15 protein-coding genes are annotated in these 18,163 nt (G+C 31.7%); 5 read left to right on the top strand and 10 right to left on the bottom strand.

Features of this window, described 5'->3' with window-relative positions; translation table 11 throughout:
* Positions 1-95: 95 nt before the first annotated feature.
* The 8 genes from N5D46_RS07800 to N5D46_RS07765 all read right to left on the bottom strand — a co-directional run bounded on the left by N5D46_RS07800 (position 96) and on the right by N5D46_RS07765 (position 8,587).
* Positions 96-1,145: an acyltransferase gene (locus tag N5D46_RS07800; RefSeq protein ID WP_125349816.1), complete on the bottom strand. Its 1,050-nt coding sequence runs from the start codon at positions 1,143-1,145 to the stop codon at positions 96-98.
* Positions 1,145-1,750, bottom strand: coding sequence for an IMPACT family protein (locus N5D46_RS07795; protein WP_280049672.1), 606 nt, complete (start codon positions 1,748-1,750; stop codon positions 1,145-1,147). The genes N5D46_RS07800 and N5D46_RS07795 overlap by 1 nt, the downstream gene beginning before the upstream one ends.
* A gap of 363 nt (positions 1,751-2,113) precedes the next feature.
* Positions 2,114-3,166 (bottom strand): bifunctional diaminohydroxyphosphoribosylaminopyrimidine deaminase/5-amino-6-(5-phosphoribosylamino)uracil reductase RibD, encoded by a 1,053-nt coding sequence (gene ribD / locus N5D46_RS07790; protein ID WP_038336675.1) that lies wholly within the window; start codon positions 3,164-3,166, stop codon positions 2,114-2,116.
* 9 nt (positions 3,167-3,175) lie between these two features.
* Positions 3,176-5,038 carry a DUF349 domain-containing protein gene (locus N5D46_RS07785; RefSeq protein WP_280049671.1) on the bottom strand — a complete coding sequence of 621 codons (1,863 nt, stop codon included), beginning with the start codon at positions 5,036-5,038 and terminating at the stop codon, positions 3,176-3,178.
* Positions 5,039-5,092: 54 nt separating this feature from the next.
* Entirely contained in the window at positions 5,093-5,830 is a 738-nt protein-coding gene (gene aroE, locus N5D46_RS07780) for a shikimate dehydrogenase (RefSeq protein ID WP_280049670.1), read from the bottom strand.
* Positions 5,827-6,504: a VTT domain-containing protein gene (locus tag N5D46_RS07775; RefSeq protein ID WP_038336669.1), complete on the bottom strand. Its 678-nt coding sequence runs from the start codon at positions 6,502-6,504 to the stop codon at positions 5,827-5,829. Before N5D46_RS07775 ends, aroE begins: the two co-directional genes overlap by 4 nt.
* Before the next feature lie 10 nt (positions 6,505-6,514).
* On the bottom strand, positions 6,515-7,825 hold the full coding sequence (murA, locus tag N5D46_RS07770) for a UDP-N-acetylglucosamine 1-carboxyvinyltransferase (RefSeq protein WP_280049668.1): 1,311 nt from the start codon (positions 7,823-7,825) through the stop codon (positions 6,515-6,517).
* A 24-nt stretch (positions 7,826-7,849) separates the two neighbouring features.
* Positions 7,850-8,587 carry a DUF4290 domain-containing protein gene (locus N5D46_RS07765; RefSeq protein WP_280049666.1) on the bottom strand — a complete coding sequence of 246 codons (738 nt, stop codon included), beginning with the start codon at positions 8,585-8,587 and terminating at the stop codon, positions 7,850-7,852.
* A gap of 359 nt (positions 8,588-8,946) precedes the next feature.
* Between N5D46_RS07765 and N5D46_RS07760 the strand changes: the two genes are divergently transcribed.
* Both N5D46_RS07760 and N5D46_RS07755 read left to right on the top strand, forming a co-directional pair.
* Complete coding sequence (locus tag N5D46_RS07760) at positions 8,947-10,278, top strand: amidohydrolase family protein (protein ID WP_280049665.1); 1,332 nt, start codon at positions 8,947-8,949, stop codon at positions 10,276-10,278.
* 188 nt (positions 10,279-10,466) lie between these two features.
* A complete protein-coding gene (locus tag N5D46_RS07755; RefSeq protein WP_219034906.1) occupies positions 10,467-11,393 on the top strand; it encodes an alpha/beta hydrolase in 927 nt (308 codons plus the stop codon).
* Positions 11,394-11,417: 24 nt separating this feature from the next.
* Here N5D46_RS07755 and N5D46_RS07750 read toward each other — a convergent pair whose 3' ends face one another.
* A complete protein-coding gene (locus N5D46_RS07750) occupies positions 11,418-13,094 on the bottom strand; it encodes a PNGase F N-terminal domain-containing protein (RefSeq protein WP_219034907.1) in 1,677 nt (558 codons plus the stop codon).
* Positions 13,095-13,167: 73 nt separating this feature from the next.
* Entirely contained in the window at positions 13,168-14,334 is a 1,167-nt protein-coding gene (locus tag N5D46_RS07745; RefSeq protein WP_115000948.1) for an acyl-CoA dehydrogenase family protein, read from the bottom strand.
* A 141-nt stretch (positions 14,335-14,475) separates the two neighbouring features.
* On the opposite strand from N5D46_RS07745, the gene N5D46_RS07740 reads away from it, so the two are divergent.
* Genes N5D46_RS07740 through N5D46_RS07730 form a run of 3 tightly spaced genes read left to right on the top strand, consistent with a single transcriptional unit; the run spans position 14,476 to position 18,147 of the window.
* Complete coding sequence (locus N5D46_RS07740) at positions 14,476-16,005, top strand: aldehyde dehydrogenase family protein (RefSeq protein WP_115000947.1); 1,530 nt, start codon at positions 14,476-14,478, stop codon at positions 16,003-16,005.
* 12 nt (positions 16,006-16,017) lie between these two features.
* A complete protein-coding gene (lat, locus tag N5D46_RS07735; RefSeq protein WP_280049664.1) occupies positions 16,018-17,307 on the top strand; it encodes an L-lysine 6-transaminase in 1,290 nt (429 codons plus the stop codon).
* Between the two features lie 60 nt (positions 17,308-17,367).
* Entirely contained in the window at positions 17,368-18,147 is a 780-nt protein-coding gene (locus N5D46_RS07730) for an HAD family hydrolase (protein ID WP_280049663.1), read from the top strand.
* The last annotated feature ends 16 nt before the right edge of the window (positions 18,148-18,163 follow it).

The following is an 18,163-nucleotide window of genomic DNA, read 5'->3' as shown; positions in this document are numbered from 1 at the left end:
AATTACTTAGATATTTTGATTGTTGTTTCAATTATTATTGTCACAATCTCAGTTATAATCAACTATTTGAATTAATTTTTTAGAAATACTCGCTACTACTTCACTTTATCTTTGATCCACTTCGCAACGGGTTTCTCAAAATATTCAAACGTTAATGCACTTAGAATTAATGCAATTACGAAATAAATTCCAATTTTATGAAAATCATTGATTCTCGGTAAATATTGATTTCCATATTTTATCACAATCATGTGAATCATGTAAAACGCAAAACTAATTTCACCTAAATAAACCAATGTTTTATGTTGAAGAATTCTCGAAAAGAAACCTTTTTGTAACGCAAAAATTAGGACAATTCCAACCATCGGAATCCAATAATAAATTCCATAACGAAAAGCTCTCGCAACATCATTGTGGAAGTAGAAAAAGATTGCCAAAACAGTAATTGCAGCGATTTCTATTAAAGTTCCTCTCGAAAAATTGATAGGCGTATCTTTTATCTTTTTATAGATTTGACAGGTAATAATTCCTAAAATAAAATCGAAACTGCGAACAATTGGATTGATGTAAAAAATCGCTTTTTCCAATTTCATATTTGTTCTGAAATAAGGTTCTGCAAAAATAATAATCGGAATAATTAGTAATAAAATATATTTCAGTTTCGGGAATTTATGCAACCAGATTACATAAAAAGGAAACATCAAATAGAAAAATAATTCGGTCGAAATACTCCATGAAACGTTATTAATAGAGAAATAAAAGTCTTTTACTGGAATATAAGATTGTAATAAAAATAAGTTTACACCTGCAATATCCCAATGAAAATAACCTTGCCAAACATTGATGATAACAAACGGTAACATGACACAAAAGGTTAGGACATGAAGCGGATAAATACGAGCGATTCGCGCGATATAAAACTTCTTTTTATCAAAATTTGGATTGTCGATGACTTTCTTTTCGTAATTAAGCGCCAAAACAAATCCGCTCAAAATAAAGAAAAAACCAACACCAAGATAACCTTCGAAAAAGACGTTATTTTTTAGATAATTATACCAAGCTAAATCGGTTTTTACAAACGTTAAATGGCTTAAGAAAACGACAAAAGCAAAGAAAAAACGTAAAGAAGTTAAGCTATTTAGCATTAGTCAATAATTTTAATTTCCATTTGATAATATTCGTCAAACATGCGAATAAATTCGTCCAATTTACTTTCTCTTACCGAAATTGTAAACATACATTTATCCGAAAAATGTTTGTCTTTAATCTCTCCAGAAATACGATCAACATTGCGTTCTACAATTCCTTGTTGATCATAGTTAAAAACCATTTTCACACGTTTTGAAACAAATTTTTCTACAATATTTGCTTCTTCCAACACAACTTGTGCCGCATATTTATAGGCTTTTACCAAACCAGGAATTCCCAGTTTTGTTCCACCAAAATAGCGTACAGAAACAATTAAAACATTGGTGATTTCGCTTGATAAAATTTGATTATAAATTGGTAAACCAGCCGAACCACTTGGCTCTCCATCATCATTTGCACGATGATTTTTACCATCAATTCCAAGAGCGTAAGAGTAACAATGATGATTAGCGTCGGGATGAATTTCGCGCAATTGATCCAAATAAATTTTGATGTCATCTTCATTTTCAACTGGATAAGCAAAATTAATAAACTTACTACCCAATTCTTTGAAAATTACATCTTCCACCGCTTTCTCGATTGTACGATAATTATCCGTCATGTTGTATTGAAAAGTAGCGCAAAGATAGTTTAAATAGTACTTTTAAAGAAAAAAGGTTTTATATTTATGAGTGATGAAAAAAATTATGAATGAATTTGAATGATAAAGTAATTTTAAATACTTTTTTAGGAAAACAGAATACAAATGATTTAAAAGATGGAAATCATTATTAGATTTTAATTGGAGAAAGTGGAAAAGTTATTGAAATAAATAATGATTTATTTGAAGGAAGAGTTTTAGTGTTATTTGATAAAGATTTAGATGAATTAAATCTGTAATAATCATAATCTTTCAAAAACTCTCTTTGGATATTAGAAACTGATTTAATAATTGATAAAAGGTAATAAAAAAAGAACCTCATTTCTAAGGCTCTTCAATTTCTATTCTATTTTCGAAAATATTTAATTCATCATTCAAAAAGCGATGCTTTTCAGTTCGAGTTCCTTTCAGTCGAGGAGCTAAAATTCCTTCATTCCAAATAGTATCCGAACTCAAAATTCGTGCTTCATCCCACAAATCAGCATCAATAAAATGTTGTATGGTATCACTTCCACCTTCAATAATCAAGGATTGAATATTGTTTTCGTACAAATAATCCATTACTTGTGGCAATATTTTTTGCGTAAAATCTAATTGAACAAGTTCTAAATTTTCTTCAGAACAATTTTCAATCGAATTGAAAATTACAGTAGGTTGCGTTTGATCAAACAAATGGAAACTTCTCGGAATAGCTAAGTTTTTGTCAATAGCAATTCTTAACGGATTATTTCCTTCCCATAATCGCGTGTTAAGCTGCGGATTATCAATTAAAGCTGTGTTTTTTCCAACCAAAATAGCTTGTTCTTCTGTTCGCCATTTATGCACTAACTGTTTTGTATATTGGTTTGTAATCCACAATTGTACATCATCACGCCCCATATATCCATCTTCAGTTTGCGCCCATTTTAAGATAATATACGGACGTTTTTCCTGATGAAATGTTATAAAACGCTTATTGAGTTTGATACATTCTTTTTCCAAAACGCCTAAAGTTACATCAACACCATTTTTCAGCAAACGCAAATAACCTTGTCCATTTACTTTCGCAAAAGGATCTAGAGTTCCGATTACGACTTTGGGAATTTCTTTTTCTATAATCAAATCCGCACAAGGAGGCGTTTTTCCGTGATGTGAACAAGGTTCTAACGTAACATATAACGTAGATTCTTTTAATAATTCTTGATTTTTAACCGAATTAATTGCGTTCACTTCGGCGTGTGGTCCACCATATTCTGACGTAAAACCTTCGCCTATAATTTTGTTGTTATGTACAATAATAGAACCAACAAACGGATTAGGATATGTTGTTCCTAACCCGTTTGTTGCAATTTGTATACAACGAGCCATATATTGCTCATCGATAGATTGTTGTGTCATGCCCAAAAATTATGCATTAAAATCAATATTGAATAATGTTTTCAGTTTGATTTCTGCTTCAATTAATTTTTTACGTTTATCGTCAATTTGCTTGTAAACATCTTTTAAAAAAGGATTGTTCTCATTTGCATTCGAAAAGAAATGTACATTATTATCCAATTGATTAATCTCTTTTTCTAAATCCTCAATTATTTTACGTGTTTTTCTAATCTCATCATCCAATAAATTTCCATTATTTCCAGATTTTACTTTATTGACAAATGATTTCAACTTATAATCGCTCAATTCATTTTTAGAAAGATTTAAAGCATCTAATTTTTTGTGGTAAACATCTGTAAATTCTTGATTGATTGAAATTTTTTCTGATGGAACTTTTCCTAAATTTGTCCAATTATGTTGAATTTCTTCTAATTGTTTCAACGCCTCATCTTTGTCTTCAGAAATCGTTTGATTTTTGAAATCGTTTAAGAAAGCTTGTTTCTTTTCGAAATTTAGTTCCAATTTTTGATTCGCTTGTTCGTGACGTTTTTTGTAACGATCAAAGAATTGATTACATGTATCTTTGAATTCTTTCCAGATTTTGTCTGAATTTTTTCTCGGAACATGTCCAATTTTTTTCCAATCATTTTGGATTTTTTTAATCACTTGTACAGAAGCATTCCAATCTGTGCTATCTGTATGTTGTTTTGCGATTTCCAACAAAGCTAATTTCTTTTCAAGATTCAATTGTTGCTCTGATTTTAGATTTTTATAGAAATCATTTTTGATGTGATTAAATTGTCTTGTCACTTCTTTGAAAGCTTCCCAAGTTGCAGAATTTTTATCTTTTGGAACACGTCCAATTGTGATAAAGTTCTCACGCAAAGAGTTTATTTCAGAAATAGCTTTTTGCCAATCGCCATGCGATTTTGTTGTTGCTTGCTCAGAAATTTCTTTGATACGAGTAATAATTTGATTCTTCTTCTCTAAATTATCTTTTTGCTCTTGTTTTATTTTTTCATTCAATTCACCTTTACGGTCATGAATTTTATTTGTTAATTCTTTAAATTTTTGCCACGTTGGTTCACGCAAATCTTCTTGTACAGGAACGGCTTCTTCTTTCCATAAACGATGCAAATATTGCAATTCATTCAAGGCTTTTTGCACGTTTTGCTCTCCAATTAATTCTTCTGCACGTTTGATAATCGATTGACGAACTTCAAGATTATGTGCATAATCTAATGTTTGCAATTCCTTATTCATATCCAAATACGTGTAGAAATTATCTAAATGGAAAAAATAATTTTTGAATACATTTTCAGCATTTTTGCTCGGAATTCTTCCTGCATTGTGCCAACGAGTTTTTAACTCACGAAATTTCTTGAACATTGCCGCCGAAGAATCACTTGGTTCTTGATACAAGGCTTTTAATTCGTCAATAATTTCTAAACGTTCCTTTAAATTATCAGATTCCTTTTTTTCATTTTCTTTATGAAAAACTGCTAATTGATTTTTAAAATCGTTGTAAACAGCGTTAAATTTTGCTCTAAAAGATGTTTCGTATTTAAAATCTAATTCATCACCACCTTCACTTAAGAAAGCTTCTTTTTTCACGGCTTCATCTTCTTCTAATTTAGCTTTGAATGCATCACGAATTTGATTAAAATGTTCGCGAATCTCCTGAACATCGTATTTGCTCAATAGATTTTTTGCTTCGTTAATCAAAACATCAAAACTAAATGTTTCGTAATTTTTGAACGAAATATCGCTTATTTTTTCTTGGTTCGTTGACTCTTCCGTTTTATAAGATTCCGTATTAGAGTGGTTTGTAGTTGCAGGTTTAGGTAATTGTTCTCCGTCTGCATTTTGCAGGTTATCCATTTCAGTATTCATAAGAAAATAAGTTTTGTTTCTCAAATCTAATAAAATTTGAGGACAATATCAAGTCTATTTTGTACGATTATTCCAAATTTTCCAAGCTTTTTCGGCTTGTAGAACTAACATTTCGTGGCCATTTTTAATTTTGGCTCCGTTTTGTTGACCATTTTCTAAAAATTTAGTTAACGGTGGATTGTAAATTAAGTCGTACAATAAATGATTTTCGTTAATATATTGATAGGGTAGAAGCGGGGCATTTTCAATAGTTGGAAAAGTACCAACTGGTGAGCAATTTACAATAATTTGATGATTATGAATGATTTCTTTATTTAATTCATCATAAGAATAATGATTTTCGGTTTTTGTTCTCGAAACAATTTTATAGTCAATTTTCAATAAATTAAGAATATAAAAAACCGCTTTTGCAGCGCCTCCATTTCCTAAAACCAACGCTTTTTTGTGATGAGGTTCTAAAAGAGGTTCTATCGAATGATGAAAACCGTAACAATCTGTATTATGTCCGATTCGTTTTCCATCTTTTATTAAAACGGTATTTACCGCACCAATTGCTTTGGCTTCTGGCGATAATTCGTCCAAAAGTGGAATGATTTCTTGTTTGTAAGGAATTGTGACATTAAAGCCCACTAAACCTTCGGTTTCGAATACTTTTTCTACTTCATCGATTTGCTGTAAATCAAAAACATTGTAGACAGCGTCTACAATGTTCTCGTTTTTAAATTTTTCAGCAAAATAAGATTTAGAAAATGAATAAGAAATATTTCTTCCGATTAATCCAAATTGTCTCATTCTTCTGTTTTATTTTTATTGAATTGAGCTTTCACGATTCGGATAATCAACGGCATATTCGCCAATAATATAATTCCGAAAATGAATTTCTCTAAATTATTTTTTACAATGTCAAACTGACCTAATGTGTGTCCCAAAAGCGAAATAACGCCAACCCAAAGCACCGCACCTATAAAACTATAGGTAATAAATGTGCGATAATTAAGGTTTGTAACACCACAAATAAATGGAATTATAGTACGAACAACAGGCATAAAACGAGCAATAATAATTGCTTTTTTACCATTTTCGTTAAAAAATTCTGTTGCTTTTTCGATATGTTTCTTTTTAAGAAACCATGAGTCTTTTCGTCCTAAAATCCAACCGCCAAATTTTCGTCCAACATAATAATTTACGTTATCACCAAGAATTGCTGCAACCATCAGTAACGGAATAATATATTCGATATGCAAATGGTTTTGGTCATCGCTTGCTGCAATCATTCCAATCGAAAAGATTAGTGCATCTCCAGGTAAAAAAGGCATTAAAAATGACATGATAATTAAACCAGTTTCAGCGAAAATTATCAGGAATAAAATAACATATATCCAATAACCGTAATTATTGATAATGTCCATTAATACCTTGTCTGGGCGTTGAACAAAATTGGTGATAAACTCAATAATAGATTGCATTTTTTATTTTTTAAGCTCTAATTATATCAGCTCCAATAGCACGTAAACGTACATCGATATCTTCATAACCACGGTCAATTTGATCGATATTATGAATAACAGTTTTTCCTTTTGCAGAAAGTGCAGCTATCAATAAAGACATACCAGCACGAATATCTGGAGAAGTTAATTCAGCTCCTTTTAAAGGTGTTTCGTGATTAAGACCAATAACAGTTGCGCGATGTGGATCACATAAAATAATTTGCGCTCCCATATCAATTAATTTATCCACGAAGAATAAACGAGACTCGAACATTTTTTGGTGGATCAAAACGCTTCCTTTTGCTTGAGTGGCAATTACCAAGATAATTGATAATAAATCTGGTGTAAATCCTGGCCAAGGCGCATCAGAAATTGTTAAGATAGAACCGTCAATAAAACGCTCGATTTCGTAATGTTCTTGTGCTGGAATATAGATGTCGTCATCACGACGCTCTAATTTGATTCCTAATTTTTTGAACACATCTGGAATAACACCTAAATTTTCCCACGAAACATTTTTGATTGTTAATTCAGATTTTGTCATGGCAGCTAAACCAATCCATGATCCAATTTCGATCATATCTGGTAAACATGTATGTTCAGTTCCGCCTAACTTCTCAACTCCTTCAATCGTTAAAAGATTCGAAGATATTCCAGAAATTTTAGCACCCATTCGGTTCAACATTTTACACAATTGTTGAATGTAAGGCTCACATGCAGCGTTGTAAATAGTTGTTGTTCCTTTTGCTAAAACTGCAGCCATAATAATATTTGCAGTTCCTGTTACAGAAGCTTCTTCCAATAACATATAAGAACCTTGCAATCCGTTTTCGTCTACTTCTACACCGTAGAAATCTTCGTCTGGATTGAAGCGATATTTTGCTCCTAACGCAAAGAAACCTTCGAAGTGCGTATCTAAACGACGACGCCCAATTTTATCTCCTCCAGGTTTCGGCATAAAAGCTTCTCCGAAACGAGCTAAAAGTGGTCCCATTAACATGATTGATCCACGTAATGCAGCACCATCTTTACGAAATTGTTTTCCTTTTAAATAATCTAATCGTAATTCGTCGGCTTGGAAAGTAAAATCTCCCTTTCTATTTTTTTGTGTTTTTACGCCTAAATCACCCAAAATTTCAATCAAACGATTGACATCTCGGATGTCTGGAATATTTTTAACACGAACTTGTTCATTGGTTAATAAAACCGCACATAAAATTTGTAGTACTTCATTTTTAGCACCTTGCGGAGTAATTTCTCCTTTCAAAGGTTTCCCTCCCTTTATTTGAAATGTAGCCATTTACTTGTATTAAATAGTTTTGATTTAACCTTTATTGTTTCGAATGTTTTGGTTTCGATTGTTGTTATTTTGATTATTTCGGTTATTGTTGTTTTGACGATTATTCGAATTTTGGTTATTATTTCGATTGTTGTTATTTTGATGATTACGATTATTGTTTTGGTAACTTCTATTGTTTTGATTGTTGTTTGAATGATTATTATTCGAATTCAAACGATCAGGAGAAACCAAATGATCATCAACTTTTCTCAAATCAATTTTACCATTAGATAATTCGTACAAATGATTAAAAATAACTTGATCATCAACAGTATCTTTATTCCAAAGTAAATAACATTTTTTCATGTGATTGGCAATCGCAAAGTACAAACCTTCGCGTTTTTCGCCTTCTTCCCACGTTACAGCAACATCAATCATTTTACGAATATTGTTTCCGTAATATCTGTATTTATAGATGCTTTTTGGATATTCTACTTTATTTGGTTTACTATTTACCGTATCTTTTTTTGTCGGAATTGGATAAGGAGATTTTACATCCAAATCAAATTCTGCCATGATAAAAAGTTGATCCCAAAGTTTATGTTGAAAATCTGGTACATCGCGCAAGTGAGGATTTAATTCTCCCATTACTTCAATTATAATTTCGGCAAATCCGTTGCGTTCTGTTTCGTCTGTTATTGTTTTACAATGATTTACCATTTCTTGAATATGACGACCATATTCTGGAATAATCAATTGCGAACGAAGTGTATTATATTCCATTAAATTTTCTAATGTATTGGTTACAAATTTACAAAATTCTATCCGATTATTTGGGTAGAAAAGGTGTATTGATTGCTAATTTTTTATTAAATTTTATTCCTTAAAAAACGATTATAGTCGGAAGAAGATAAGCCGTAAAACAAGATTTTGTCTATTTAATTCAAAACAGTTAAAAATCTTTATCACCAAGGAAAATTAAGTTAAAACCTTTTGGTTGTCAACAAATATAGTATTTTCTTTTAATAAAAAGTAAATTTGGGTTTTTGTTTGAATGATTTAAATGAATATATTTTTAATTTAAACTTTATCCTCAAATTACACGCATTCAACGTATCTTTAGGGCAATTAAACAATAAATTATGAAAATAAAGTCGATAATAGCACTTTTTTTTCTCGCTACCACTTTTACTTTTGCTCAAACAAAACAGATTTTAATTGAAAATGTTAGAATTTTAGATCATCAAACTCAAGCATTAACATCGCCGATGAATGTTTTGGTTTCTGGGCAAAAAATTGAAAAAATTAGTTCTGCAAAAATTTCTTCACCTAATCAAGATGTTGTAAAAATTAAGGGAGGAGGAAAAACGTTGATGCCAGGTTTAATAGATGTTCATGTACACATGGTATTTGGTTCATTGACGATGGCGCAAATGATGTCGCCAGATATGTCCGAAGAAATGTTAATGAATAAGGTTGGTGAAGCTTCCCACAAAATGTTGATGCGTGGTTTTACGAGTGTTCGTGATGCTGGTGGACCAATTTTTCCATTAAAATTAGCCATTGATAAAGGTAAAGTTGTAGGACCTAGAATTTGGCCTTCAGGAGCAACGATTAGTCAAACGGCTGGTCACGGAGATTTTAGAACTCCAGACGAACGTTCTCGTAGATTCTTTGGAAAAGCATCTCGTGCTGAGGAATTAGGAGCTACTTTTATTGCTGATGGAAGAGATGAAGTTTTGACAGCAACAAGAGAAAATTTACGTTTTGGTGCGAGTCAAATCAAATTGATGGCAGGTGGTGGAACGTCTTCTGCTTATGATCCGATTGATGTTACGCAATATACTTTTGACGAAATGAAAGCTGCAGTTGATGCTGCTGAAGATTGGGGAACGTATGTAATGGTACATGCTTATACGCCGAGAGCTGTTCAACGTGCTGTGGAAGCAGGAGTGAAGTCAATTGAGCATGGTCAAATGTTGGATGAAGAAACATTGAAAATTCTTGCTAAAAAAGGCGTTTGGTTGAGTCTTCAGAATTTGATGGATAATAATGAAAACATGGACGAGCAGCGAAAAGAAAAACGTAAACCAGTTTTGGATGGTCAAGATAAAGTTTGGCCTTTAGCAAAAAAACTTGGTGTGAAGCTTGCATGGGGAACGGATTTCTTGTTTGAACCTGAGTTGAATGATGATCAAAATAGTTACATATTACGTCTTCAAAAATGGTTTACAAATGCCGAAATTTTAAAGATGGTTACGCAAGATAATGGAGAATTGTTGCAATTATCTGGTTTAAGAAGTCCATATCCAGGGAAATTAGGCGTTGTTGAAGAACAAGCTTTAGCCGATTTGATTTTGGTTGATGGAAATCCGTTGAAAGATTTATCATTAATTGCTAATCCTGATAAAAATTTTTTAGTGATTATTAAAGATGGACAGATCTATAAGAATACAATTAAAACTAAAAAGTAAAATTATCGTACATCATAAAAAAAACGAGGTTAATTTTTATTTTACCTCGTTTTTTTAGTTGTAAAAATTAGAAATTTTAGATCTTATTTATTAGCTTGAAATTTGTTGAAAAAGTCAATGGTTTATTTATAAAAAATATTGATTTTGAATGAGTAAAACTGTAAATTAATAATTAAATCTTAATAAAAATGTCAATACTAGAAAATATTTATTATAGAGTAATTCTTCCAGAAGATGAGATTAAAGCAACACTGATAATTGTCCATGGTATGCAAGAACATAGTGGGCGATATGAGAATTTTGCAAAGTATTTGACGGACAAAGGAATTCTAGTTTTGTTATATGATCATTTAGGACATGGAAAAACAGCGAAAATAGAAGAAGATTATAGTTTTTTTAGTTTAGATAGTCCAACAGAAAAACTGATTGAAAATACTAAAATTATGGTAAAATGGTTAGAAGATCAATATCCTTTATTACCACATTTTATTTTGGGGCATTCAATGGGATCGTTTATAACACGTTGCCTACTTCAAGAATATGGAAATCATTTTGATGGTGCTATAATTATGGGAACAGGAGGTAGAATTCCTGGAATTAAATTATTGAGTAGTTTTTTAAGTCTTCTAAATAAATTGATTCCTCATAAAAGAAGTAAATTACTTAATATTATTTTTTTAAAATCAAATAATAAATATTTTAAAAATGAAGAAAATTTTTATGAAACTAATTGGCTTAGTTTAGATGAGTTAAATCGTTTAAATTTTCTGAAAGATCCTCTTTGTGGAATACCTTTTACTGTTAATGGTTTTTATACTTTGATTAATTTAAATATACAAGCAACAAAAAAGAATTGGACAAAAGCTATACCGCAATCTTTACCTATTTATTTTGTGAGTGGAGCAGATGATCCAATTGGTGATTTTGGTAAAGGAGTTTTGCAATCGTATAAAGATTTAGAGCAAAATGGTTTTGAAAAAGTTTCAATAAAATTATATCCAAACTTGAGACATGAAATATTGAATGAATCTATTAAAGAGCAAGTTTATCAAGATATTGTAGATTGGTTAACGGTTTTGATAAATCATAAAAAAATAGAGCAAAAAGACGTTTAATAAATCTTTTTGCTCTAAAAAAAACTATTCTCCTAAAAGAACACCAGAAACATTCCAATAACTGAAACTATTTCCTTCAGGTTTTCCTTGCGGTATTTTTACTTGTATACTATGTTTTCCGGCTTTTAAATTGCCTAAATCTATGAAGTATGGATTTGTGATTGTTCCAGGACACCAATTAGAACGGCTATAATCTGATGATGATAAACCATTATCAAAATTACCAGAAGCAGGATTATAAGCGCGATACGAACCACAATCTTGTCTCCAAGGAACTATATTAAATACTTTTTGTCCATCAAGAAAAATACTATTTTCTTTTGGAACAAACTCATCTCCATTTTCCCAACCGCCATGTCCAGTTGTTGTAAATCTTAATTTAGCATTGTTGTAATCTTCTTTCAGCGTGAATTCTACCGTAAAACCATTCGGATTTTCGAATAAAGTAGGGTATTCTTGTCCAGCCATTTCCATCACATTTGCAGTGTTGAAAATTGGTAAAGCCTTTTTAATTGGCATTGTTGTAGAACCTGATGGATGAACAGAAATATTGGCAGAAATAATATGTCCGCCTTGATCATAATTTCCAATAAAGAAACCGATTAAAACCTCTTGATTAGATAATAAACCTTGGAATTCTGTGATTTCTTGACGATATTTTGCTTCGGTTTCCCAAGTTTGATTTTTTAATTGAATATGATTGAATTTTTTGATTCCAAAAGGTGTGAAAAATCGCATTAATTCTATCGTTGGTGAATAATTTTCAGTTAAAAAATAACCTTGATATTTTTTATTATTTGCTGATGTATAAATTGGTAATTGATTGATTCCTTTTTGTAAACCATCCATAAATGTAATTTTAGAATCACGTGGAATCAAAAATACAGAACCTGTTCTATCGTAAGCATCACCATTTGATTGTTGCGAAACATTTAAGAAAACTTGGCTTCCTACTTTAATTTGAGGAATTTTAATTTTTCGAATTACAACAGTTCCATTTGCAAAGCGATAAATTGAATCATTTGACGAAAAATCTTTACTAAAATTAACTTGTTGATGTGATAAAAGCGGAATATCGACAAATTTACTTTTCCAAATAATATCTTTATATGTCAATAAATCAACTCGATTTTGATGCAATTCTTTTTGAATAAATTGACTTGGAATCAAATCTTTTTCACGTTCTATTTTTGAAGCTCGAATGGTTGAATTATTATTTCGAGTAAGTTCTAAAACAAACCCCAAATTCATTCCAACCATTGTTGGTGAGGCATTCAAATCCATATTGTCAACAAACCAAACGTCTATTGTATTCGAATTGATATTTGTCGTCGCCTTTTTACAACGTAAACCTAAAATTCGTTTCGTTTCTTTAGAAATTGTGAAAACAGATTTATTAAACGCAACCGAATCATTTGTAATGATAGAATTAGTCGGATCAAATTGTGTAATCAAGGAAATAATTGATGGATTTGTTTTGGTATAATAAAACATTTCATCAGGATAATTTGATGAATAACTAAAACTTTGTTGCTTTCCAATAACTGTTTCTTTTGTATTAGCAATAACTTGTATGGGGTTATTTTCTTCGACTTTTTTTCCATTCGAAAAGCGTTCATACGTAATTTTGTAGGTTTCCTGCGCATCAAGAATAATAGCCTGAATACAAAAAATAATAAGTAGAATTGATTTCAATTTCATGTGTGATAAAATAAAAAAGGTTTACAAACGAATTGTAAACCTATAAAATTATCTGATTGTATGGAAAAATATCTTACACAAAAGCATTAATTCCTGTCACATCTGCGCCAGTTATTAGTAAATGGACATCATGTGTTCCTTCGTAAGTGATTACAGACTCAAGATTTGCAGCATGTCGCATCATAGGGAAATCGCCTACAATTCCCATTGCACCAATGATTTGTCGTGACTCTCTCGCAATATCGATAGCCATTTTTACATTATTTCGTTTTGCCATTGATATTTGTTCAGGCGTTGCTTTATTTTCGTTTTTCAGTGTTCCTAATCGCCAACATAACAACTGAGCTTTCGTTATTTCTGTAATAAATTCAGCTAATTTTTTCTGCTGTAATTGATAAGAAGCAATCGGTTTTCCAAATTGTGTTCGTTCTAATGAATATTTTAAAGCTGATTCGTAACAATCAATTGCAGCACCAATTACACCCCAAGAAATTCCGTATCTAGCAGAATTTAAACAAGATAATGGTCCGCGTAAACTACTCACTTCTGGTAAAATTTGAGATTCTTCAATCTTCACATTTTCGAAAACTAATTCACCTGTTTTTGAAGCTCTTAATGACCATTTATTCAAAGTTTCTGGTGTTGTAAAACCTTGCATACCGCGTTCTACAATTACACCACGAATTTTTCCTTCTTCATCTCTTGCCCAAACAACTGCAATATCACAAATTGGTGAATTTGTAATCCACATTTTTGCTCCATTTAAGATATAATGATCACCATTTTTTGTTAAACGAGTTTCCATTCCGCCTGGATTTGAACCATGATTTGGTTCAGTTAATCCAAAACTTCCAACGAATTCTCCTGAAGCTAATTTTGGTAAATATTTGCGTTTTTGTTCTTCTGATCCAAAAGAAAAAATTGGATACATCACTAACGAAGATTGTACTGATGCAGCAGAACGAACAGCCGAATCGCCGCGTTCTAATTCTTGCATGATTAATCCGTACGACATTTGATCCAAGCCTGCACCTCCATATTCTTCAGGAATATAAGGTCCTAAAGCACCAATTGCACCTAATTTTTTCATTAAATCTGGAATATCTTTATGATGTTGCGCGGCATCATCTATCACAGGTTTTATTTCGTTATCCACAAAATCTCGAACAGATTGACGAATTAATTTATGTTCTTCGGTTAATAAATCATCAATCTTAAAATAATCTGTAGTTGAATTCATTTTATGCGGTTTTATTTTATTAAATCTAACGATTATTCATTAAATTAAAAATTATTCTGAATAATATTTATTAAAAATTTTAATTTATGAAACTTTTGACTAATTTAGGTAAAAGTTAAAAACACAAAATAACACAAAAAAATGATAGAAAACGAATTAAAAGAATTAGGTATTTCTTCCGAAAATCTTGGAACATCAACAGGAAATACTTGGTTTGGAAAAGGTGAAGAGCTTTCTTCTTACTCGCCAGTAGATGGAAAATTGATTGGAAAAGTAAAATCATCAACAAAAGATGATTATGAAGAAGTGATAAAAGAGGCACAAGTTGCTTTCAAAGAATGGCGAATGGTTCCTGCTCCGAAACGTGGAGAAATTGTGCGTCAATTTGGAGATAAACTTCGTGAGAAAAAAGCTTCCTTGGGAAAATTGGTTTCGTACGAAATGGGAAAATCCTATCAAGAAGGTTTGGGTGAAGTGCAAGAAATGATTGACATCTGTGATTTTGCAGTTGGATTATCGCGTCAATTATATGGTTCGACAATTCATTCGGAAAGACCTTTGCATCGCATGTACGATCAATATCATCCGCTTGGAGTTGTCGGCGTTATTTCTGCCTTCAACTTTCCAGTTGCTGTTTGGTCTTGGAATACGTGTTTAGCGATGGTTTGCGGTGATGTTGTTGTTTGGAAACCAAGTGAAAAAACGCCTTTATGTGCAGTTGCATGTCAGCATATTTTAGCAGAAGTTTTAAAAGCAAATAATATTTCAGAAGGAGTTTCTTCTTTGGTGATGGGCGATAAAACAATTGGAGAATTGATTGCACAAGATTCCCGTGTGGCTTTGGTTTCTGCAACAGGTTCTACGCGAATGGGAATTGAAGTGAATAAAGTTGTTGCAGCTCGTTTGGGTAAAACAATTTTAGAATTAGGTGGAAATAATGCGATTATTGTTACACCAGATGCTGATCTAAAAATTATGTTGACTTCGGCTGTTTTTGGTGCAGTTGGTACGGCTGGACAGCGTTGTACAACAACAAGGCGTTTGATTGTTCATGAATCGATTTATGATAAAGTAAAAGAATCGTTAGTAAATGCTTACAAACAGATAAAAATAGGTAATCCGTTGGATATAGCAAATCATGTTGGACCGTTGATTGATAAACATGCGGTTGAAATGTATTCAAAAGCATTAGAAAAAATTAATGAAGAAGGAGGAAAGATTATCGTTGAAGGAGGAATTTTAGAAGGAAATGGTTTTGAAAGCGGTTGCTATGTAAAGCCTGTTATTGCTGAGGTTGAGAATCATTTTGATATTGTTCAACATGAAACTTTTGCTCCAATTTTATATTTAATCAAATATTTTGGAGATGTGTTAAATGCAATTGAAATTCAGAATAATGTGGCACAAGGTTTATCGTCTTCTATTATGACAAATAATCTTCGTGAAGCTGAATTATTCTTGAGTCAGCAAGGCTCTGATTGTGGAATTGCAAATGTAAATATCGGAACTTCTGGAGCTGAAATTGGCGGCGCTTTCGGTGGAGAAAAGGAAACTGGAGGTGGGCGTGAGTCTGGTTCGGATGCTTGGAAAGCGTATATGCGACGACAAACGAATACAATTAATTATTCGACAGAAGTGCCATTGGCGCAAGGAATTAAGTTTGATTTTTAAAAATTTACAGAGATGAGTACAGTACACGAAAGATTAGCAAAACATATATTGGCAGATGGATATCCGATTGTAATGGATATGGATAAGTCGCATGGATCCTATGTTGTAGACGAAAATGGCATTGAATATTTGGATTTATTTTCAATGTTTGCTTCGACGGCGATTGGTTATAATCATCCACATTTGATGGCGAAAATTGATTTTTTAGGTCGAAATGCTGTCAATAAACCTGCGATGTCAGACATTTATACAAAAGATTATGCCGATTTAATTGATACATTTGAGCGTGTTGCGATGCCGAAAGAATTGCAATATTTATTCTTTATTTCTGGAGGAACATTGGCAGTAGAAAATGCACTAAAAACGGCTTTTGATTGGAAAACAAGATTAAATTTTTCGAAAGGAATTGAGAAAGAAGCAAGTGATGTTATTCATTTTAAGCAAGCTTTTCATGGGCGCTCTGGTTATACATTATCGTTGACGAATACGAAAGATCCTCGAAAATATGAATATTTTCCAAAGTTTGATTGGCCAAGAATTGAAAATCCAAAACGAATTTATCCTGTTACAGAAGATAATTTATGCAAGGTTGTTGAGGCTGAAAAACGTGCGATTGAACAAATAGAAAATGCTTTACAAACGCGTAAAAATAAAGTTGCTTGTATTATTATTGAGCCGATTCAAGGTGAAGGAGGAGATAATTATTTTCGAAAAGAATTTTTTCAGAAATTGAGAGAAATTTGTGATAGAGAAGAGATTTTATTGATCTTTGATGAGGTACAAACAGGAATGGGAATGACTGGTAAAATGTGGGCTTTTCAGCATTATGATGTGATTCCAGATGTAATTTCGTTTGGAAAGAAAACACAAGTTTGTGGAATTTTAGCGAATAAAGAAAAGTTAGATCAAATTCCGAATAATGTTTTCAAGGAATCAAGCCGTATTAATTCGACTTTTGGTGGAAATTATATCGATATGTTGCGTTTCAAATTAATTTTAGAAGTGATTGAACAAGAAAAATTAGTAGAAAATGCGGAAGAGAAAGGAAAATATATTTTATCAAAATTGAATGAAATCGCAAAAGAAACGAAGAAAATTCATTCGGTTCGTGGATTAGGATTGTTCATCGCGTTTGATTTTTCATCAGATTTGGATCGTTCAGAATTCATCAAAACATGTTTCGAAAATCATATGATTATTCTTCCTTGTGGTGAAAACTCGGTGCGAATGCGTCCTCATCTCAATATTTCCGAAGAAGATACCAATAAAGCAATAGAAATTATTAAATTAGCATTAAAATAAACTGCAAAAGCAACCAAACAAAGGTTGCTTTTTTAATTTTGTAAAAGATAAAACTAAAGTATGATAGATTCTTTTTTCTTCGATTTTGACGGAACATTACAAGGTTTTGAAAACCATGAAATCAGTGATTCGACAATCGAAGCGTTGAAATTATTGAAACAAAAAAACAAAAAAATATACATCGCAACTGGACGAAATATGGTGGATATGCCTGAACATATTTTTGATTACGGTTTTAATGGTTATATCAATAATAATGGAGGAATGTGCTCGGACGAAAATCGTCAATCATTTTTTGTAGATTACATTAATCCAAATGATATAGAGGCTTTGTTGCAATATGATGATGAAAATCCTTTTTCATTTTCGTATATGACGAAAGAAGCGTTTAGTATTAATCGTGTGAATGAAAATGTAGAAAAATCGTTTGCTTATTTTGGAATGGAAGTTCCAGAAGTGGTTGATCCTCGAACTTTACCGAAAGATAATATCATGCAAATGAACTTTTTTGTGAACGAAGAACAGGAAGATTATTTGATGAAAAATGTGTTGACAAATAGTGTTGGAACACGTTGGATAGAATATTTCGCCGATATAAATCCGAAAGATATAAGTAAAATGCGCGGAATAGAACGAATGGCTGAGCGCGATAATTTAGATTTATCTAAAACAATGGCTTTTGGTGATGGTGGTAACGATATTAGTATGTTGAAAGGTTGTAAAATTGGTGTAGCAATGGGCGATGCAAAAGATAATGTAAGAGAATTTGCAGATTATGTTACTACTTCTGCGGATGATAATGGAATATGGAATGCGCTGAAACACTTTGAGATAATTTAGAAACTTATTTTAATAT

Source organism: Empedobacter sp. GD03865 (assembly GCF_029840775.1).
Classification (GTDB): Bacteria; Bacteroidota; Bacteroidia; order Flavobacteriales; family Weeksellaceae; genus Empedobacter; species Empedobacter falsenii_B.
Note: the sequence above shows the minus strand (reverse complement) of the source record. Positions and strands in the feature narration are given on the sequence as shown.